Origin of the sequence: Streptomyces sp. NBC_00513 (assembly GCF_041431415.1) — a bacterium.
Taxonomy (GTDB): Bacteria; Actinomycetota; Actinomycetes; order Streptomycetales; family Streptomycetaceae; genus Streptomyces.
The window spans coordinates 7,380,982-7,400,509 of record NZ_CP107845.1; the positions used below are offsets into that span (position 1 = coordinate 7,380,982).

Sequence of the window (19,528 nt, forward strand, 5' to 3'; positions counted from 1 at the left end):
ATCGGCCGCCGGCCGCCGCTGGCCGGCGGATCCTCATCCGGTCTTCGCGTCACCCACGTCGATCTCCACGCCGGACGCCCGCGGACGGTCCAGCAGGACCTCGACGAGCAAGGCCGTGACCGAGCTGATCACCATCAGCGGCATCAGGGTGATCGCGTCCTTGCCGAGCAGGGCGGCGGCCAGCACGACGCCGGTGACCGGCAGACGGGTGGCCGCGACTCCCGCGGCGCAGATGCCGGCGGCCAGGGCGGGGGCCATGCCGAAGCCGGGAAGGCCGCCACAGGCGATGCCGACCGCGGCCCCGATGGTGATGGCCGGGAAGATGGGACCACCACGGAGGCTGCCCAGCGCGATGCCCCAGCCGATCAGCTTGAAGACGGCCAGGGCCACCAGCGAGCCCACCGCCCAGGCCCCCGGGTCGGCAGCCAGCGCGCCGATCACGATCTGGCCGGACAGCGCCACCTCGCCCGGGGAACGCCCGGTGGCCAGGGCGTAGGCGGTGATGGAGATGCCGACGGCCAGGGCGCACAGGATGATCCGGACCGCGGAGACGCCCACCAGCCGGTGGGTCCGCAGGCCCAGGAGCTTTCCCGCGGCGACGAGCGCCCCGATCAGGGCCGCCATGGGGATGCCCCACAGGAAGTCGGCGGCGTCGAGCAGTTCCGAGGGCGGCTTCTGCGGGAGGGCCAGCGAACCGATGCTGAGACCGGTCCAGTGGCCGAATCCGGTGAACACCAGGGCGCCGACGCCGCTGGCGACCAGGGCGGGCAGGATCAGTACGACCAGCCGCACGCCACCGAGCCCGGCGGCCTCCAGCACCATCACGGCCGGGATCAGCGGGCTGCCGAAGATGGTGCTGATGGCGGCGGTGGAACCCGCCATCCCGAGTACGGCCGTCAACTGGGGCTGGGCGGCGCGCCGCGCGGCACGGACGCAGATCAGCGCGATGCCGCTGCCCAGCGCCATGAGGGGTGCCTCGGGTCCCAGGATCACACCGAGGGGGAGGCAGACCAGCGCGGCCAGGGCGACGCTCGGCAGCTCGCGGGGCGTGGTCGTCGCCCCGCCGATTCCGAAGACGGGTACGTGACCGCCCGCGCCGGCCATCCGGGTGATCACGGGCGCGGCCAGCAGTCCGGCGAGAGCCAGCGTGGGCAGACCCCACCACCACGGCGACACGGAATAGCCGAGCGCCTCGGGCGCGGACTCCCACACCCAGTGCTGGAGTTTGTGCTCGAAACCGATGAAGACGAAGGCGATGAGCGAGACCGGGATGCCGACGAGCGCGGACGCCAGGAGCAGCCGCAGCGTTCCCGGCGCGGTGAGGGCCTGACGGAGGGTCGGTTGTCGCTGCGACTCTGTCAAGACTGCCGAGCCCCCTCCGTGTAGCCACTGCCGGTGACGGTCCCCACCAGGTTCGGTCCACCCGACGGCATCCGCAGGGCAGGCGGGCCGGACGGGTGAGGCTCACGGAGGCCTTCCGTGCGCAGCCTCCGTCGGCGCGCGGGGGACCTCCGTACGCTTCCCTACGCTCCCGGTGCTCCCGGTGCTCCCGGTGTCCCCGTCGGCCCTGTCGGCCGCGCCGCCTCGCGTTCCGCAGGACCGACCGGCCTCGCGTCGAGGAACTCGATCACCGTGATGGCGAACAGGACCGCCAGGACGATGCCGACGACGACCCACCCGGTGGGATAGGACCACAACGCGAGCGTCAGGGCACCCACCGCCAGGACCGCCTGGACCAGCCGGCGCTTCCAGCGGTGCACGAAGGGCCCCACCGGGCCCAGCCGCATCCCCATCTGCTCGGCGGCTCCCCGGGTGGCGTCGATGCCCGCCGACCACAGGTGGCGCACCTGGCCGGCGCGGCGACCGGGACCGCTGAGCCAGGTACCCAGGGCGACCGCCACACCGAGTACGGCGACCGACCGCACGGCGGTCCGCAGGAAGCGCACCAGCTGGTCGAACACGGCGGCCGCCGCGTCGGAGGAGACCCCCGCGGGCAGGGCGTCCAGGTACAGAGCCCGGGCGATCACCAGCCCCAGCCCCAACAGCAGGGCGCCGGCGGCGATCAGCAGGGCGACGGTCGTCAGCGCGCGCCGGCGGCGCCGGGCCAGCCACACGGCCAGGGCGGCGATCAACACCACCACGACGGCCAGCCAGGTACCAAGGATCTGGAGCAGCCGAAAGCCCGTCTGGGCCTTCTTGACGTCCTTCGACTGGACGACGGTGAAATCGGTGTGGATCTCCGGGACCTTCGCCGCGACGCCGAGGCCGGCATCGACCAGTCGCTGCTTCAGCTGGTCGATCACGGGGGCGAGGTCGATGGTCACCGCGTCGTCGGTCAACTTCACGGCGCCGCCGCCCTGTCCCGTGAGCGCCTTGACCATGGCGGCGTGGATACGCCGGTTGGCATCCGTCCAGAAGGTCTGGAACCAGGAACTGGCGACGACGTTCGTGGCCTCCTTGCCGACGAAACTCGCCACGGCGCCCTCGATCGGCGACCCCAGTTTGCCCAGGGCCTTCGAGAGCATCGGGCGGTCCTCCGGCGCCGCCTCCTGTAGCAGGGTGTCCAGATCCAGGTGCTTGGTCACGGCCTGCGCCGCGCGAGCGCCCACCGCCTCCTGGACGGCCCGGTCGTCGACGAGCGGACCCATGGTGGCGACGTAGCGGTCGGTGTCGCCCAGCAAGGAGGACGTCCAGGAGGCGACGACGGCCAGCGGAGTGAGGACGAGGACGAGGACCATGAGGATGGCGGACAGGGTGGAACGCAGTGTCCGGTGCGGACGGGACAACTCCGCCACCTGGGCTCGCAAGCGGGCGACTTCCGCGTCCTGGGCGTGTGTCACGGAGTACTCCGATCGGTCGTGAGAAAGCGATTCAGCGGCGGCTCCTGCGCCAGGACCGCGCCGATGGTCACGGCGAACGTGACGGTGGCGCAGATCGCGATGAGCCAGGACAGGAGGGTCAGCACCAAGCCGAGGGAGCCGTACTCGTGCAGTGCCCGGTTGAGCGCGGTCGGCATGTAGAGGGCGGCGCTCAGCGACAGCACGGTCGTGGCGACCGAGGAGAGGACGGCGCCGGGCAACAGGGCCATCCAGCCGATCCGGCCGGCGAGGAACAGGTGCTGGGTCCACAGCCAGACGCCGACCCCGAGGAGGAAGGACAAGGGGATCCCGACCCACAGGCCCGCCCCGAACCCCTCGCGGATCGGGCCCTCCATGAAGACCACCAGCAGCAGGGCGAGCAACCAGGCGAACCAGCGCCAGACGGCGATCCGGGTACGCGATTTCGGCAGTCGCCAGGCGCGTTCGCAGACCCTTGCCATGGCGCGGCTGAAACTGGTGGCCGAGATCAGGGCCATCAGCAGGCCGATGGTGCCCGTGGTCTCGCGCAGGCTCTTGCCGGTGGAGGAGCCCAACACCTGCTGGAGTTGTGCGTCGGCCTGGCCCGTCAGGCCGAACACGGTCCGCAACGATTCCCGCAACTGATCGCGCACGCTCTGGGGTGCGAAGGCGGCCACGGCGAACAAGAGCGGCACGGACGCCAGGAAGGCCTGGGAAGCCAGCCGGGTCGCCCCGTCCAGGAGGTTCGTCGACAGGAGGCGCCCCGTCAGTTCGGTGACGACGGGGAACCGCTCCTCGGTCCGGGCGCGCCGGTCTCGCAGCCGTTCCTTCCACGACATGACACCTCCCATCACGCCGCAGGACGTGCCGACCCCGACAGCCAGTCAAGCGTCGGCAGCGGGGGAGGGCGCGCGCTGCTGGGCCGATCGGGTGGCCGTCGGGCCGTGGGGCCGGCGGTGCGAAGCGGTCGCGCCCCTCCTGCCGTTTGAAACAAACTGTTGACGTCCGAAACAAACTGTTGACGCACCCCTATCGGGAACGCGTGGTCCGGCGCACCATCCGGATACCCTCCCCGTTCCCCCGGCGTACCGCCCGGCCCGCGGGACAGGGATCCGCCCAGACTCCGTCGGGAGGCACAACGACATGGATCCACACGGCGCGTGTCCCGCCACCTCCTCGTCCGCCGTCCGGCCGTCCGAGCCGCCCCCCTCCCGGTCGCCCCGCGGAGCACCCAGCCGCCGCGGCGTGCTGACGGGCCTGGGCATGGCGGCCGCGGCTCCCCTCGTCCTCGGTGCGGCGACGCGGGTGCGGGCGAGGGACCGCCCCGGGAGCGGTGGCGGCCCGGTCGGCCGGGCCACCGTGCTCCGGAACGCGTCCCTCGTCCTGACGATGGACGCCGGCGTGGGGGACGGCCCGCTGGGCGCCGTCGAACACGCCGACGTCGTCCTGCGGGACGGCGCGGTCGCCGCCGTCGGCGCCCATCTCCCGACGCCCCCCGGCGCACGGGTGATCGACGCCTCCGGCAAGCTGGTCCTTCCGGGCTTCGTCGACGTCCACACGCACCTGTGGCAGTCCTCGATGCGGGGCGGATGCGCGGACCGCGATCTGTTCGGCTGGTTGGCGGCCTGCAATCGTCCGACGTTCCCCCGCATCACACCCGCCGACATGTACCGCTTCGTGCGGCTGGCGGCCCTCGATTCCCTGCGGTCCGGCGTCACCACGCTCGTGGACTGGGTGGACGCGATCGGCTATGACACCACCGAGCGGTACGTGCGGGCCCTGACCGACACCGGAGTGCGCTTCACCTACGCCATGTTCCAGGCGGAACCGCAGGCCGCCCTCCTGCCCCGGGTGAAGAAGGAGCTGATCGACCCGGCTCCGCTGGCGTCGGCGCAGATCGCCACCCATGCGGCCCGGCCCATCGAAGGGCTGAACCGCCTCCACTGGGAGATCGCCCAAGACCTCGGCCTCATGCTCAACAGTCACGTCCTGGAGCGCGCCGAGCAGCGCGCGGACCAGCCGCTCGACGTGCTCGGCGGCATCGGGGCGTTCGGCCCTCGGCTCCTGATGAACCACGCGATCCACCTGACCGACGAGGAGATCGCCGCCGTCGCGGACCACGACGTGCGGCTGGCGCACTGCCCGTTGAGCAACATGCGGCTCGCCTCGAGAGTCATGCGACTACCGGATCTCGGCCGGCGGGGCGTCAAGGTGGGGCTCGGTCAGGACGGCGGTACCAACGACAGTTCGGACTTCTTCGCCCTCATGAAGAGTGCCGTCGGCCTCCAACGCGCCCGCTCGCAGGACGCCGGGGTGTACCCGGGGGTCGAGGACGTGCTGCGGGCCGCCACCCTCGGCGGGGCCGAGACGATCGGCATGGCCGACCGGATCGGGTCGTTGACCCCGGGCAAGCGGGCCGACGTCATCGTGATCGACCCTGCCACGCTCAACTTCGCGCCGCGGTTCGATCGGGTCAACCAGATCGTCTTCAACGGTCGGCCGGAGAACGTCCACGCGGTCTTCGTGGACGGCCGACCACTCGTCCTCGAAGGCCGACTGCTCGACGTGGACACCCGGCGCGTCGTGCGCGAGGCCGAGGAAGCCGCCTCCCGACTCCGATCCGCCGACTGACCCGGCTCGGTCGTCTCCTCGCGCAACACGATCCACCCACAGTATATTTGACTGATCGTTTCAGAATGGTCTAGGCTCCCCGGCGTGGCCAGGACCAAGGAATTCGATCCGGACGTCGCGTTGCAGGCAGCCCTGGAGCTGTTCTGGCGGCGCGGCTACGAAGCGACGTCGATGGCGGATCTCGTCGAATGCCTCGGGGTGGGGCGGGCGAGCATCTACGCCACGTTCGGCAACAAGTACGCGCTGTACCTGAAGGCGTTGGACCGGTACGCGGAGAACCGTGATCCGGGGCTCCTGTCGGAACTGTCCCAGCCGGGACCGGCCTTGCCGGCCGTGCGTGCGGTCGTGCGCCGCTTCGCCGACGAGGCCGGATCCGACGACGGACGCCAGGACGGATGCTTCATCGTCAATGCCGCCGCCGAGTTGGGGGCGCGCGACGCGGGAGCCGCCCGCCGGGTCGAGGCGAGCTGGAATCACGTCGAGACCCTGCTGCACTCGGCGCTCACCCGAGCCCGCGCCCAGGGCGAACTGCCCGAGGGGCGCGATCCGCGCGCGCTCGCCCGGATGCTCCTGGTGCTGATGCAGGGCTTGCGTGTGGTCGGCAAGGTCTCGGGTGATCCCGCCCGGGTGCGGGAGGCGGCCGAGCAGGCGCTGGAGTTGCTCGACTGAGGGGCTGCCCCGGATCGTGTTCCGCCCTGCCTTCATTCTGGAACGTTCGGTCGAATAGCAATCGACCCATCACTCGACAAGGAGCCTCACCTCGATGCCCACACCCATGCCCACACCCATGACCGCACCCGTCTCCACGCGCTTCGTCGACAAGACCGTGCTCGTCACCGGCGCCGGCTCCGGCATAGGCCGGACCGTCGCCCTCGCCTTCGCCGCCGAGGGAGCCTCCGTGGTCGTGGCCGGCCGTACGGCCGCCTCGTTGGACGAGACGGTCGCGCTCATCGAGAAGCGGGGAGGCGCGGCCGTCGCCGTCACCGCGGACGTGACCCGCGCCGAGGACGTCCGGGCCCTGGTCGACCGTACGGTCGAACGCTTCGGCAGCCTCGACGTCGCCGTCAACAACGCGGGCATCTTCCGGGGCGGAACGGCCGTCGCCGACCTGCCCGAGGAAGAGTGGCGCACCATGCTCGACGTCAACGTGACCGGTGTGCTCCTCGGCCTCCAGGCCGAGGTCGCCCAGATGCGTCGTCAGCCGACCGGCGGGGCGATCGTCAACATCTCCTCCAACCTGGGCGCACACACCCGCGTCCAGGGCGCGGCCGGCTACATCGCGACCAAGGCGGCCGTATCCGCCCTGACCCGCGCCGCGGCCCTCGACCACATCGCCGACGGGGTGCGCGTGAACGCGGTCAGCCCCGGCCCGTCGGCCACCGGAATGTCCCTGGAGCCGGGCGAGAGCGACGAGGGCCGCGCGCTTCGCATGAAGGACGAGTCGCCCCTGGGTCGGGTGTCCTCCACCGAGGAGATCGCGGCGGCCGTGCTGTACCTGGCCTCGCGGGAGGCCGCTTCCGTGGTCGGCGCCGACCTGGTGGTCGACGGCGGCGCCTCCGCCTGAACCGTGCGAAGCCCCGCCGGGTGTGCTGTTCGGCGCCTGGCGGGGCGGGTGGGGGAGCGTGCGAGAGGGTCAGTCCACGTCGAGGTGGTACACGCCCGCCTTGGCGTCGGCGAAGAGGGTGAACCGCACCTCGGGGGCCGTGTCGCCCCGGGAGAGGCCCGAGTCCGAGGAGTCGGCGGAGTACGAGGGGTCGTTGAGGTCCGTGAGGTCCGCGAGGTCGACCTCCACGGGTTCGGCGTCGACCAGGACGAACTCGCCGTAGGCGTCGAAGTCGCCCGGCGCGTCCGCCACGCCGACGTGGATCGGGGTGTCGTCGGGGAGTCCCGCGAGGACGGACCGGAGGCGCCCGGCGGTCCAGACCTGAGGTGTGTGCTCGAACGTGTCTGCCATGAGCCGAGGGTAGTGGCGCCGCCGCGGCGCCCCCGGTACCGCCGCGCCGAGCCCTCCGGGCGGGCGCACCCCGGGCGGGCGCACCCAGGCCGGGCGCGCGCGACACGGCGGCGCGCGAACGTGTCACCCGGCCCCGGGCGCGGCCGCCGCACCGCGGACGACCGCCCGGGTCCGAGGGTTCACGACCACCGGGCAGGAGTTCCACAGCTCCACCCCGGCGGCCAGGAGCCCCCGTACCGCCCCTTCCTCGGCGGGAGTCCAGGTGGAGCACTCGCCCGCGAACAACTTCTCGTAGGCGCCGTCGTGGATCGCCTCCTGCCGGGGCAGCCGATCGACGGCGCCCAGGCCACGGGCCAGATCCTCGAAGAAGTTCCACGCCTCCAACACCGCACCCGGGGGCGCCGTGCGACCCACCGGATCGTCCAGCCATCGCTGGACCCGCGTCAGGTCCAGCAGACCGACCTCGTGGGCCGCGAGCCCGCGCCCCCGCCGATCCGCGTACGTCCTCGCCCGCCGGGCCGTCGCGAACACCGGCAGGCAACGGTGTCCGGCCGCCGGCAGGGCGACCACCCGGTCGGGCGTGTCGCCGCGTCCGCCGAGCCACAGCACCACCGCGCCGCGTTCGCGTCCGCGCACGCGGTACGCGTACAGCCGGCCGCCCCCGCCGCTCCGTCGGAACGCGTCCGGCCCGTCACCCTCGATCTCCGTCACCCGCCCACCCTGACAGGACCCGCCCGGCAACGGCACGGCAGGTCCCTCGGCGGCCGGCCCGCCCCCTGCCCCTGCGATTCCGGTGGGGGCCGGGCGTGACCAGGGCGTTTCCAGGCGGAATGCGCCGGTTCGGGTGCTCGCCCACACTGTGAGGATGAGGCGTACTCGGACGGTACTGCTCGCCCTCGCCGGCCTGCTCGCCGCGGTCGTTCCGGCCGGGACCGCCGCGTCGGTCTCCACCGCTCCGGCGCCGCGAGGCTGCGCCGCCTCGCCGGGCCCCGCCCAGGGCCGGGCGAGGCAGGTCCTCGACATCGCCGAGCGGGCACGGCGGGAGTTCGATCTGAACTCGGTGATCCTGCGCGTCACCTCCGGCGACGAGGACGTGCTCACCACGGCCCTCGGCGAGTCGATGACGGGCGTCCCCGCCCGACCGTCGATGCACTTCCGCACGGGATCCGTGGGCATCGTCTACATGGCGACCGTCCTGCTCCAGCTCGTCGAGCAGGGCAAAGTCGCACTGGACGATCCGGTCTCCCGGTGGTTGCCCGACCTGCCGCACGGTTCGGAGATCACCCTGCGGATGCTCGGCGCCTCCACGTCGGGCCTCCACGACTACGTCACCGACCCGAAGTTCCTCGCCGCCCTCGAAGCCGCCCCCTTCCGCGAGTGGACCGCGAACGACGTGAACGACTACGCCACCTCGCAGCCGCTCCTCTACAAGCCCGGCACCAACTGGAGCTACTCGCACGCCAACTTCCAACTGCTCGGCGCGGCACTGGAGAAGATCAGCGGCATGCCGTTGCAGCGCCTGCTCACCGAACGCGTCTTCGGCCCGCTCGGCCTGAGCCAGACCGGCAACCAGTACACCCCGGAGATCCCGGCCGCCGTACTGCACGCCTTCACCTCGGAGCGCGGCAGGTACGAGGAATCCACCTTCTGGAACCCGTCGTGGACCACGGCCCGCGGCGCCGTCCTCACCGGCGACATCTGCGACCTGGCCCGTTCGGCCCGGGGCATCGGCACCGGTGAGTTGCTGTCCGCGCAGTCCTTCAAGACCCAGCTCGACCCGGGCACGATCGGCCTGGGCCGCGCCACGGCCGACTGCCCGGCCACGGTCTGCCTGACGAACACCCCCGCCACGCACTTCGGATTCGGCGTCCTGGTCATCAACGGCTGGATCCTGACGAACCCGTCCTTCTCGGGATACGCGGCGATCCAGGCCTACCTGCCGGCCGACCGCCTCTCCATCGCGGTCTCGACCACGAAGGGACCCAAGAGCCCCGAGGGCAACCAGGCCGAGAAGATCGCCGAGCGCATCGCCGCGGTTCTCACTCCCGAACACCCCCTCAAGGCCAATTGACGCCCCCTCAGTCTGGTGGAGCAGCACTCTAGAGCAGTACTCTGGCGGTCATGACGGGTTCCGCCACGTGTGAACGCATCCTCACCGCCGCGCTGGACTGCTTCCTTGAGAACGGTGTCCAGCGCACGACGGTGGAACAGGTCCGCAAGCGCGCGGACGTCAGCAACGGCAGCTTCTTCCACCACTTCCGCACCAAGAACGAACTCGCCGAGGCGGTCTACCTTCAAGGCCTCGAACTGCACCAGGCCGAACTGTCGGCCGTGTTGACCCCCATGGCCGGGCTGCGCGCCGGAGTGGAAGGGGTCGTGCGCCGCCACCTCGCGTGGGTGGAGGCCAACCCGAGGCACGCCGCGTTCCTGTTGGCGCCACCCGACTGGAGCGCGCCCCGCGACGCGCCCGTGATCACGGCCCACAGCCGGGAGTTCTTCCTGACCGTCGCCCGCTGGCTGCGGGCCCGAGGCTGGGACGACACACCCGCACTCGGCGTGCTCGTCGCCGTGTGGATCGGCCCCGCCCACGCGTACACGCGCGGCCGGCTGCCCGACGAGGCCGCCACACCCGCCGCGGAGGCGACGGCACTGGCCGAGGCCGCCTGGCACGCCCTGTGCCCGCACTTCCCGACACCCCGCCCGCAGGACGGCTCGCAGGACGGTCCGCAAGGCCGCCCGGAGGACTCACGATGAACCCGACCGTCGCCCGCTACCAGCGGGCCCTGGACGGCGTCGGCGACGTCCTGCGCCGCATCCCGGCCGACCGCCTGCGCAGCCCCTCGCCCTGCCCCGGATGGACCACCCTGCACGTGCTGGGACACGTCATCGACGGGCAGCGGCAGATCGCGGCCCTGCTCACCGGAGACGGGCCGCGCGCGCCCCGACCGGATCCGCTCGAACTCGTCACGGGGGACCCGGAGGCGGACTGGCTCGCCGCGTACACGTCCATGCGGGAGTTGCTTGAGGTCACCGACCCGAACGGGCTCGTTCCCTCGCACCACGGCGAGGTGTCGTCCCAATGGGTGCTCGCGACCGCCGCCATCGAGCCGCTCGTTCACACCTGGGACCTCGCGCGGGCCGGGGGCGTCGAGGTTTCCCTGGACGACGAGTCCGTGGACGCGTGCCTGGCGGCCGTCACCCCGATGGCGGGGCGGTTCGCCGCCACGGGCATGTACGCGCCCGCCGTGCCCCTCCCCGGGCACGCGAGTCCTCGACAGCGACTCCTGGGACTGTTGGGACGCCGGGACGACGTCTGATCCGACACCCCGGGCGCCACGGGAACGTGCGCGCCCGGGGCTCCTACGGTGCGTCGAGGGGGTCGGGGCCCAGCAGTTGGAGTCCGGTGTCCTCACCGAAGAGGCCCTCCACCCAGTTGGTCTGGTAGATCGTGTCGAGGTAGCGCTCGCCGAGGTCCGGGGCGATGGCGACGGCGGTGAGGCCCGCGGTGTCGTGCCGGGCCAGCCATTGCGTCGCGCCGCCGACCACCGTGCCGGTCGAGCCGCCGAACAGGAAACCCCGTCGGGCGAGGAGGCGGCAGGTGCGGATGGTGTCCTTCTCCTCGACGCACACCGCCTCGTCCACGAAGGACTCGTCGAGCAGCGGAGGGCGAACGCTCATCCCCAGACCGGGGATCATGCGGCGCCCGGGCGCTCCGCCGAACGTCACGGATCCGACGCTGTCCACGGCGACGACGGTCACCGGACGGTGCCACTGGCTGAACCAGCGGGCACAGCCCATGAGCGTGCCGGTGGTTCCGGCTCCCACGAACAGGACGTCCAACCGGGGGAAGGCGCGGGCGATGGCCGGAGCCGTCCGGTTGTAGTGGGCCCGCCAGTTGGCCGGGTTGGTGTACTGGCTGAGCCACACGTACCGCGGGTCCCGCGCGCACAGCCGGCGCACGTAGTCGAGCCGTGCCGTGAGGAAGCTGCCGTTGTCCTCGTGGCCGGTGACGACGTGGACCTCACTGCCCAACGCCTCCATCATCAACCGGGTCGCCAGATTGCAGCGGGAGTCGGTCACACAGACGAACCGGTACCCCTTGCTCGCCGCGATCACGCTCAGTGCCACGCCCAGGTTCCCGGACGAGGACTCCACGAGGGTCGAACCGGGTGTCAGGATCCCTTCTCGCTCGGCGGACTCCACCATCTCGGCCGCGGCCTTCAACTTGACCGAGCCGGCGAAGTTGAAGCCCTCGCACTTCAGGAACAGCGGGCATCCGAGGGTGGGTCGGAGGTCCACGTACAGCTCTTCCTCGTTGAACGCCTGGGGGACGGATATGACGTGCACGATGGCCTCCTCTATCCGTACCTGCGCACTTCGTGGAAGAAGTGGTCGATGACCTGGAGTTCCCCGGACCGGTTCACCTCGTCGTAGACGTACTTGCCGACGGCCAGGTCGAGCACTCCGAGGCCGAACGGGGAGAACACGACGGGCCCGTCCCCGCCCACCGTCACCCGACCGGCCATCACGTCGTCCAACGTCCCGCGGACGAACCGGCGGTCGCCCGTGAGCTGTTCGGTCAGATGCGGGGACGTGGCGGCCCGTAGACAGTGGTCGACGTCGTCCACGATGTTGGTCGAAGCCAGCAGGACCCGCGGCGCGAGGTCGCGCAGCGAGATGTGCAGCACCACCGGAGCGTGGGCGAACCACGCGGGGTCCTCCACGTGCGGCCGGTCGGCGACGGTCGCGAAGACCACCAGGTCACTGAGACGGATCAGGCTCTCCGGGTCGTCGTGGACGGTGATCCGGCCCGGCGCGCCCGATTGTTCCAGGTACAGCCGGAAGCCCGCGCAACTGCGGGCGCTGAGGTCGTGGACCCCGATCTCGTCGAAGGTCCAGCCGGTGGCCGCCAGGAACGTGTGCACGTAGCGCGCGATCAGTCCCGTGCCGAAGAACCCGACGCGCGGCGGCCGGGACCGGCCGCGGGTGAGCCAGTCGGCGGCCAGGGCGGCGGAGGCCGCGGTTCTGCTCGCGCTGATGATGGAACTCTCCAGACAGGCGAACGGGTAGCCCGTGACGGGGTCGTTGAGGATCAGTACGGCCGAGGCCCTGGGCAGGTCCGCCGAGACGTTCCCCGGGAAGCTGGAGATCCACTTCAGCCCGTCCACGGGGTCCGCTCCGCCGATGGAGGCGGGCAGCGCGATCATCCGGGACGACGGACGGTCCGCGAAGCGCAGGAACGTGGACGGCGGGTTCACCGACCGGCCGGCGCCGTGCAGCCGGTACGTCTCCTCGACCACCTTCACCAGGTGTTCCTCGCGCCCCTGGAGGGCATGCCGGACCTGCTCTCCCGGGATCACGGCGAACGGGGGGATGGAGAGCGGGGGGACGGAGAGCGGGGGAACGGAGATCGGCTCGGGCGACGCGGTCCGACGAGCCATCGGATCCGGGGCCGGGTCCGGTGCCGCGGGCGCTGCCGGGCTCCGAGCCGGAGCCCGCGTCGGTGTCGCCGTCGTGTGGGCGTCGGTGGTGGTCATGGGACGGTCACCTCGATGGTCGGCGCGCAGTCCGGCAGCCGCAGAGGATCGGCCATGGCCACGACCACGTCTCTCGGACCCCGGAAGGGTTCCCTGGCGTGTGCGGTGCGGAGGTTGTCCAGCAGCAGCAGGTCCCCTGTCCGCCAGGGCCGACGGACGGTGTGGGCCTCGTACACCGAGTTGATGCGCCGGACGGTGTCCTCGGTGAGGGGTTCGCCGTTGCCGTGAAGGGTGTTGAAGGGCAGTCCGTCGGCGCCGTACTCGTCGACGAGGTACTCGCGGATCTCGGGGTCGAGCGTCCACTCGTTGAGGAAGGCGATCTGGTTGAACCAGCACCGTTGCCCGCCGATCGGATGGCGCACCACGGCGCTGCGACGCTGTGTGGTGCGCAGCGTGCCGTCCGGCAGCCAGTCGAAGTCGATCGCGTTGTCCCGGCAGTGGCGTGCGATCACGTCCCGGTCCTCGGTGCCGAAGGCCTCCGCGACGGAGGCTCCGATCTCGTCGTTGTAGCTGCGGGTGAGGATCCACCCCTCCCGTTCGAACCGGTCGGTCAGTTTACTCGGCAGGGCTTCGAGGACCGCCGTCGAGTCGGCCACCGCGGTGGCACCGCCCTCCTCGGGCGCCTGGACGCATCCGAAGAGCATCAGTGACGGGAACGCGTGGGCGTAGCTGAGTTCGTGGTGCATGCACATGGGTTGGTTCGTGGGCCACTTCGTCGAGGAGTAGACGCCTTCCGCGTACGTGTGACGGGGCGCGAATGCCTCCCTCTCGGTCACCGGCGGCGCACCGAGCCGGTGCAGGATCGCGCCGACCCGTGGCGCGTCGTCGATGTCCAGACCGCGTACCAGGACGGCCCCGTGGTCGACGGTCGCCGCGCGCAGCGCGTCCCGGTGTCGGGCCACCCAGTCGGTGGGGTCGGCGGTCTCGACGCGCAGGATCGGGAGTTCGTCCGGCCGGGGGCGGGTGTCGAGGAGCGTGGACGGGAGGGTGGCGGTCATCGGATTCTCCTGTCGATCGCGTCGATCGCGTCGATCGCGTCGATCGCGTCGATCGCGTCGATCGCGTCGATCGCGTCGATCGCGTCGATCGCGTCGATCGCGTCGGGCCGGCGTTCGGCCGGCGGGTCGGGGTGCGGTTGAGTCGACGGGTCGGGGCGCGCGGTGCGGCTCTCGACCAGTCGGGCGAGGTCGGCGAGGACCGGGTGTCGGGTCAGGTCCTTGAGGGAGATCGTCCGGTCCAGGGAGACGGCGACCCTGAGGGCGGCCAGCGAGGTGCCCCCGAGGTCGAAGAACCCGTCCTGGCGGCCGATCCGATCCGCCGGGATGCCCATGGCGCCGGCCCACGCGGCGGCGATGCGCCGTTCGGTGGGCGTGCCGGGCGGCCGATGCCGGTCCTCGACCGCCGGGTCGTGTGCGGACGCCAGGTCGATCAGGGCCCGCTTGTCGATCTTGCCGTTGGGGGTCAGCGGCAGGTCCGGGCGCCACTGGAACACGGACGGGACCATGTACGCGGGGAGCCTCGCGCCCAGCCGGTCCCGCACCTCGTGCGCCGGGAGCGGGCCGCTTCCCGTGTAGAAGGCCGCCAGGTACCGGCCGCGGCCCGGGCGTTCCGCGGCCACCACCGCACCGTCGCGGATGCCGGGCACCCGCGACAAGGCGTTGTCGATCTCGTCCACCTCGATGCGGAAACCGCGGATCTTCACCTGGTGGTCGCGGCGCCCGAGGAACTCCACCTCCCCGCCCGGCAGGCGACGGCCGCGGTCGCCGCTGCGGTAGAGGCGGCTGCCCGGGCGGTGCGGGTCGGCGCCGAAGACGAGTCGGGTGCGCTCCGGGTCATTGACGTACCCGCGGCCCACGCAGACGCCCGAGAGCACGATCTCGCCGGGAGCGCCGAGCGGCACGGGCGACAGGTCCGCGTCGACGACGTAGACGCGGACGTTGTTCACGGGCCGGCCGAGGGGGACGCGGGCGGAGTCCGGCGCCCGGTCCATGACGTGGTGGTTGGTGTCGTCGGAGGTCTCGGTGAGCCCGTACGCGTTGACCAGCCGTACACCGGGCTCGGTGGCGAACCAGCGCTGGACGAGTTCCCGCTTGACCGCCTCGCCGGTGACGCAGACGCAGCGCAGGTCCGGCAGTTCGCGGGGGGCGCGCTCCAGACACGACAGGACCGCGTCGAGATAGGAGGGGACCACCTGGAGCACGTTGACCCGACCCAGGACGAGGGTGTCGAGGAAGCGCGGGACGTCCAGGACGGCCTCCTGTTCGACCAGATGCGTCCGGCCGCCGGTGAGCAGGGCGGAGAGCAGTTGCCACAGGGAGATGTCGAAGCACTGGGGCGCGCTCTGGGCGACGACCGTTCCCTCGGTGATCCCCAAGTCGTCGATCTTGGCGTAGAGGTGGTTCAGCAGGCCGGCGTGCTCGCACATCGCCCCCTTGGGTTCGCCGGTGGAACCCGAGGTGAAGTAGATGTAAGCCGCGGACTCCGGGCGGACGCGCACGCCGGGGTCCGTGGCGTCCAGGCTCTCGTCGTCCGCCGCCTCGACGGGCAGGACCCGGACCTCAGGCATGGAGGCCAGCGCCCGGTCCAGCGGGTCGGTGTCACCGGACCCGACCAGTGCGAACCGGCACGCGGCCCGACCGAGCATCGCGGTGACGCGGTCGGCCGGGAAGTGCGGTTCGACGGGCAGGTAGACGCCGCCCGCCTTCAGGACCCCGAGGACGGCTGCCGTCCAGCCGAGGTCGCGCTCGCCGACCACGGCCACCACGTCCTCCGCGCACAGGCCTTGAGACAGCAGGGCGTGGGCCAGCCGGTTGGCGCGTGCGTCGAGTTCCCCGTACGTCCACTGCCGCCCGCCCCGCACGACGGCGACCGCGTTCGGGTGCGCCCTCGCCTGTCGCGCGAAGACCTCGTGGGCTCGCAGCGGCGGCAGGTCCCGCCGGGGTCCGGCGAGTTCCTCGATCTGGTGGTGGAGTTCGGCCGCGTCCAGCAGGCTCTGTGGCCCCGGTGCGGCGCCCGGGTCGGCGGTGAGCAGTTCCAGCGCGGTGCGGTGGTATCCCGCGATCCGCGCGGCGCAGTCGTGGTCGTGCGCGTCCGTCCGGTGGCGCAGCCGCCACCCGCGTCGACCGTCCTCTCGGCGCGTGACCGACATCCGCAGGGGCGAGCCGTCGTCGGGGCGGCCGGCGGGCCCGTCGTCCTCGCCGTACGGATCGAACACGATCACCGGCACGGAACCGGGGACTCGCGGTCGGTGCCCATCGATGTCGACGGACGGCTCGCGGCGGGCGGCCGGTGCGCCGGGCATCGCGGACAGCGCGCGATGCACGTCGAGCACCAGCGTTCGCCAGGAATCGGTCGTGATCGTCACGCGGCAGGGCAGCGGGTCGCGGCCCGGGGCGGGGACGCAGGCTCCCACGACCTCGGACTCCCCGGACAGTGCGCCGAGGACCTTGAGGTGCGCGGCCGTCAGCACCGACGCCGGGCTCACGCCGAGGCGGTCGGCGAGGTGGTCGAGGTCGGCCAGGAGGCCGTCGGGGATCTCCGCGCGGTGGGTGGCCGTGCCCGGTACCGGTGTACGGGTCCATCGCGGGACGGTCGTGAAACCTCCCGCCGCCTCCGTCTCCGAGTCCGTGTATCCCGTCTCCGAGTCCGTGTATGTGGCCGTGGGGTCGGGGAAGCGCTCGTCCGTCGTCCCGGTCCTGCCCATCACTCCCACCTCCGCTGCCGCGAGTCGTCGTCCGGACCGATCTGCCGGGCCGGATTCCCGCCCCAGTACGCGTACCGCGGCACCGTCTCGCCCTTCATGACGAAGGAATCGGGAGCGAGCACCGCACCCTCGCCGAGCGTCACGCCGTAGTGCACCAGGGCGCCGACGCCGAGCGTGCAGTGCGAACCGAGCGTGGTGGTGTCCGACTTGAAGGCACCGTCCTCCTGCGAGTGGCACTGCACCACGCTGCCGGCGTTGAGGGTGCAGTGGTCCCCGATGGTGACCATCGGCCGTTCGCTCAGACCGCAGCCGTCGTCGAAGAGTTCGCGGCCGATCCGCGCGCCCAGCAGCCGCCACAGCGGGCCCTTGAACGGAGTGCCGTTGTAGAGCCGCAGGTACGCGTCCGACGGCACCTTCCAGTACCGTTCGCGCCGCCAGAAGCGGACGTCGTAGATCGAGCAGAACAGCGGGCCGGGGGAGTGCGGCGCCGTGACGGCCCGCTCGACGAGCACGAAGTACACCGTGCCGAGGAGCACGACGAGCACGTTGGCCAGAGCGATCACCACCGCGCCGAGCACGTCGTAGAGCTCCGCCGCGACCGCGAAGAGCAGGGTGACCAGGAAGAAGTACAGCCAGCGCACGGCGAGGTACCACGCCATGGTGGCGGCGTTGTGCCGGTTCTTGGCGGGCAGCAGGCGCCGCAGGTCCGCACCGCTCCGCAACTCGTCGAAGCCGCTGTCCCGCAGTACCGATCGGGGAATCTCGAAGCTCGGCGAGCCCAGCAGGCCCACACCCTCCCTGATGGCCCCGTCGACGGGCACCATGACCTTCGTCGCGAGCAGGCAGTTGTCGCCCGTCCTGCCCCGGGCCGGGTAGGCGATCCGGTTCCCGAGGAAGTTGCGGGGGCCGATCGCGACCCGGGACACGCGGAACGAACTACCGGAGTATTCGGCGTTGTTGATCGACAGGCCGTCGGCGACCATGGTTCCGCTGCCCACGGAACTGAGGTACGGGGAGTCCTGCTTCACCTCCGTGCCGAAGTTCGACCCGGTCTGCACGACGCGCGAGAGGTCGTAGCCGAGGCACCACCGCAGGTGGTGGACGACGGCGGAACTGTCGCCGAAGAGGCGGTTCAGGAAGCGCCTGTTGGTCATCAGGGTGATCACCCGGTGCACCCCGTGGTGGAACCCGTACAGCCGGTACACCCGACCCGCGGTGAGGGCTCGGCTCAGGAGGCGGGGTACGACGGCGATCACCAGGAGACCCAGTGGAACGGCTCCGAAGAAGACCACCACCGAGGCGGTCAGCGCCTCGACGTAGAACGTCCAGGAGGAGAGCGCGGTGGGACCGGGCTCCAGGACCGAGGCGAGCTGCGGTGCCTCGGCAAGCAGGAGGCCCACCCCGCCGAACGTCAGCGGCAGGTACACGAGCAGCACGGCCAGGACCTGGAGGACGCCGTGCAGCGCCCGGCGCCAGGTGCCGCAGTCGGCCGGGTCGACCATCTGGAAGTCCACCGGGGCCGGCTGCGCGGGAGAGCCGTGCCAGTGCGCGCCGGCCGGCACCGTCTGCCCGCTGTGCAGGCTGGAGGCGTGAGCGAGCCGGGCGCGGTCGCCCAGGCCGGTCGCGATGTCCAGGACGGTGGCGTCGCCGACCACCGAGTCCGCGCCGAGCGTGACGGGACCCGTCTGGATCAGACCGGCGTGGGCCCGGTAGCAGCTGAGGTGGGAGTCCTTGCGGACCACCGCTCCGGCACCGATGGTCAGCAGGTCCGTGCACACCGGCACGATCCGCGAGAAGACGGCGACGCCGGGTCCGATCCGCGCGCCGAGCGCCCTGAGGTAGAGGACGTAGAGCGGCGAGCCGACGAACAGCACCAGCGGGTCGGAGCGCACGAGCGTCTTGACCATCCAGAATCGGACGTAGCGCACGCTCCAGACGCGGACCTGGGACGGTCGCCACCTGCCGATGAGCACCCACTTCACCAGGATCGGAAAGCCGCACAGCCACACGAGGACGACCAGGCCGAACAACACCGACCGCAGGTACACCCCGATGACTCCCGTCCCCGCGGAGACCCACTCGTACCCCAGGACGCCCGCGAGGGCGAGCAGGTAGGAGTAGCCGAGGAAGGCCAGCAGTTGGAGCCCGCCGCAGAGCAGGTGACGCGGCACGCCGACCGGGGGAGGGAGCACCGGCGGCCGCGGCCCGACGGGCTCGATCGCCTCGCCGGAGGGCTCGGGAGCGGGCGCCGAGAGCGCCGTCGCGAGACTTCGGATCGTCGGATTCCGGTAGATGTCCTTCATCGACACGGACGGCAGCCCCTCGGACTTGCGGACCCGCGCGCAGAAGTGCGCCATCACCATCGAGTCGGCGCCCAATTCGTCGAAGAAGTGGCTCCGCACCGGCACCCGCTCGACGTGGGTGACGTCCGCCAGTATCGAGGCGAGCATCCCTTCGACGGCGGTGTGCGGGGCGTGGGGATCGCCCCGGGCGGACGCCCCCTCCCGATCGGGGGTCAACGCCTCGGTGGGCCTTGCCGTCATGGTGGGCTCCCTCGGTTTCCGATGGCCACGGTCCGGTGCCCTCGGCATCCGGTCGGCGCGCTCATCGGGCTCCGGTGGACCGCGTCACGCGGATCGCACCGTCGGCCGCCTCAGCGGGGACGGACCGACTTCGCGGGCTCCGATCCCCGTACGGGCCACAGCCCGACGTCATGACCCTTATTCGATGCCGACGGGAGAAAAGATGGTGCGTATCGGGAATTGGCACGCATCTGTATCAATGAGCGGCCGAATCGGACGCTCCGTGGTCGCCCGCACACCCCACGAAGCGGCTCCCGCGGCGCCGGATCGGGTGCCGTGTGAGC

16 protein-coding genes are annotated in these 19,528 nt (G+C 71.7%); 6 read left to right on the forward strand and 10 right to left on the reverse strand.

The features are described from left to right. Window positions 1-33: 33 nt before the first annotated feature. From OHA84_RS33240 to OHA84_RS33250, 3 genes are all read right to left on the reverse strand, one after another. On the reverse strand, window positions 34-1,362 hold the full coding sequence (locus OHA84_RS33240; protein WP_266968254.1) for a chloride channel protein: 1,329 nt from the start codon (window positions 1,360-1,362) through the stop codon (window positions 34-36). Window positions 1,363-1,523: 161 nt separating this feature from the next. Continuing rightward, on the reverse strand, window positions 1,524-2,840 hold the full coding sequence (locus OHA84_RS33245) for a hypothetical protein (protein WP_266968252.1): 1,317 nt from the start codon (window positions 2,838-2,840) through the stop codon (window positions 1,524-1,526). Beyond that, window positions 2,837-3,676 carry a YhjD/YihY/BrkB family envelope integrity protein gene (locus tag OHA84_RS33250; RefSeq protein WP_266968250.1) on the reverse strand — a complete coding sequence of 280 codons (840 nt, stop codon included), beginning with the start codon at window positions 3,674-3,676 and terminating at the stop codon, window positions 2,837-2,839. The genes OHA84_RS33245 and OHA84_RS33250 overlap by 4 nt, the downstream gene beginning before the upstream one ends. Before the next feature lie 406 nt (window positions 3,677-4,082). Between OHA84_RS33250 and OHA84_RS33255 the strand changes: the two genes are divergently transcribed. From OHA84_RS33255 to OHA84_RS33265, 3 genes are all read left to right on the forward strand, one after another. Further along, the gene (locus OHA84_RS33255) at window positions 4,083-5,468 is read left to right on the forward strand and encodes an amidohydrolase family protein (protein WP_266968249.1); all 1,386 of its coding nucleotides are present in this window, start codon (window positions 4,083-4,085) and stop codon (window positions 5,466-5,468) included. A gap of 84 nt (window positions 5,469-5,552) precedes the next feature. Further along, window positions 5,553-6,137, forward strand: a complete 585-nt coding sequence (locus OHA84_RS33260) for a TetR/AcrR family transcriptional regulator (RefSeq protein WP_266953476.1) — start codon at window positions 5,553-5,555, stop codon at window positions 6,135-6,137. Between the two features lie 94 nt (window positions 6,138-6,231). After that, window positions 6,232-7,032: an SDR family NAD(P)-dependent oxidoreductase gene (locus OHA84_RS33265; protein WP_266968247.1), complete on the forward strand. Its 801-nt coding sequence runs from the start codon at window positions 6,232-6,234 to the stop codon at window positions 7,030-7,032. Window positions 7,033-7,101: 69 nt separating this feature from the next. Here the strand turns inward: OHA84_RS33265 and OHA84_RS33270 are convergent, their stop codons facing one another. Together OHA84_RS33270 and OHA84_RS33275 are read right to left on the reverse strand one after the other, a co-directional pair. Beyond that, complete coding sequence (locus OHA84_RS33270) at window positions 7,102-7,422, reverse strand: DUF6225 family protein (RefSeq protein WP_266968245.1); 321 nt, start codon at window positions 7,420-7,422, stop codon at window positions 7,102-7,104. A 123-nt stretch (window positions 7,423-7,545) separates the two neighbouring features. Continuing rightward, entirely contained in the window at window positions 7,546-8,133 is a 588-nt protein-coding gene (locus tag OHA84_RS33275; protein ID WP_266968243.1) for a hypothetical protein, read from the reverse strand. A gap of 154 nt (window positions 8,134-8,287) precedes the next feature. On the opposite strand from OHA84_RS33275, the gene OHA84_RS33280 reads away from it, so the two are divergent. Genes OHA84_RS33280 through OHA84_RS33290 form a run of 3 tightly spaced genes read left to right on the forward strand, consistent with a single transcriptional unit; the run spans window position 8,288 to window position 10,739 of the window. After that, entirely contained in the window at window positions 8,288-9,493 is a 1,206-nt protein-coding gene (locus OHA84_RS33280) for a serine hydrolase (RefSeq protein WP_266968241.1), read from the forward strand. A 50-nt stretch (window positions 9,494-9,543) separates the two neighbouring features. Then, the gene (locus tag OHA84_RS33285) at window positions 9,544-10,176 is read left to right on the forward strand and encodes a TetR/AcrR family transcriptional regulator (RefSeq protein WP_266968239.1); all 633 of its coding nucleotides are present in this window, start codon (window positions 9,544-9,546) and stop codon (window positions 10,174-10,176) included. Beyond that, complete coding sequence (locus OHA84_RS33290; RefSeq protein WP_266968237.1) at window positions 10,173-10,739, forward strand: TIGR03086 family metal-binding protein; 567 nt, start codon at window positions 10,173-10,175, stop codon at window positions 10,737-10,739. The genes OHA84_RS33285 and OHA84_RS33290 overlap by 4 nt, the downstream gene beginning before the upstream one ends. A gap of 43 nt (window positions 10,740-10,782) precedes the next feature. On the opposite strand, the gene sbnA is transcribed toward OHA84_RS33290, so the two are convergent. The 5 genes from sbnA to OHA84_RS33315 all read right to left on the reverse strand — a co-directional run bounded on the left by sbnA (window position 10,783) and on the right by OHA84_RS33315 (window position 19,205). After that, window positions 10,783-11,769, reverse strand: coding sequence for a 2,3-diaminopropionate biosynthesis protein SbnA (gene sbnA / locus OHA84_RS33295; protein WP_266968235.1), 987 nt, complete (start codon window positions 11,767-11,769; stop codon window positions 10,783-10,785). An 11-nt stretch (window positions 11,770-11,780) separates the two neighbouring features. Next, window positions 11,781-12,863, reverse strand: a complete 1,083-nt coding sequence (sbnB, locus tag OHA84_RS33300; protein ID WP_266973853.1) for a 2,3-diaminopropionate biosynthesis protein SbnB — start codon at window positions 12,861-12,863, stop codon at window positions 11,781-11,783. Between the two features lie 92 nt (window positions 12,864-12,955). After that, complete coding sequence (locus OHA84_RS33305; RefSeq protein ID WP_266968233.1) at window positions 12,956-13,957, reverse strand: TauD/TfdA family dioxygenase; 1,002 nt, start codon at window positions 13,955-13,957, stop codon at window positions 12,956-12,958. Then, on the reverse strand, window positions 13,954-16,662 hold the full coding sequence (locus OHA84_RS33310) for an amino acid adenylation domain-containing protein (RefSeq protein ID WP_371591524.1): 2,709 nt from the start codon (window positions 16,660-16,662) through the stop codon (window positions 13,954-13,956). The genes OHA84_RS33305 and OHA84_RS33310 overlap by 4 nt, the downstream gene beginning before the upstream one ends. Continuing rightward, window positions 16,662-19,205, reverse strand: a complete 2,544-nt coding sequence (locus OHA84_RS33315) for a Pls/PosA family non-ribosomal peptide synthetase (RefSeq protein ID WP_323181822.1) — start codon at window positions 19,203-19,205, stop codon at window positions 16,662-16,664. Before OHA84_RS33315 ends, OHA84_RS33310 begins: the two co-directional genes overlap by 1 nt. Window positions 19,206-19,528: the final 323 nt, after the last annotated feature.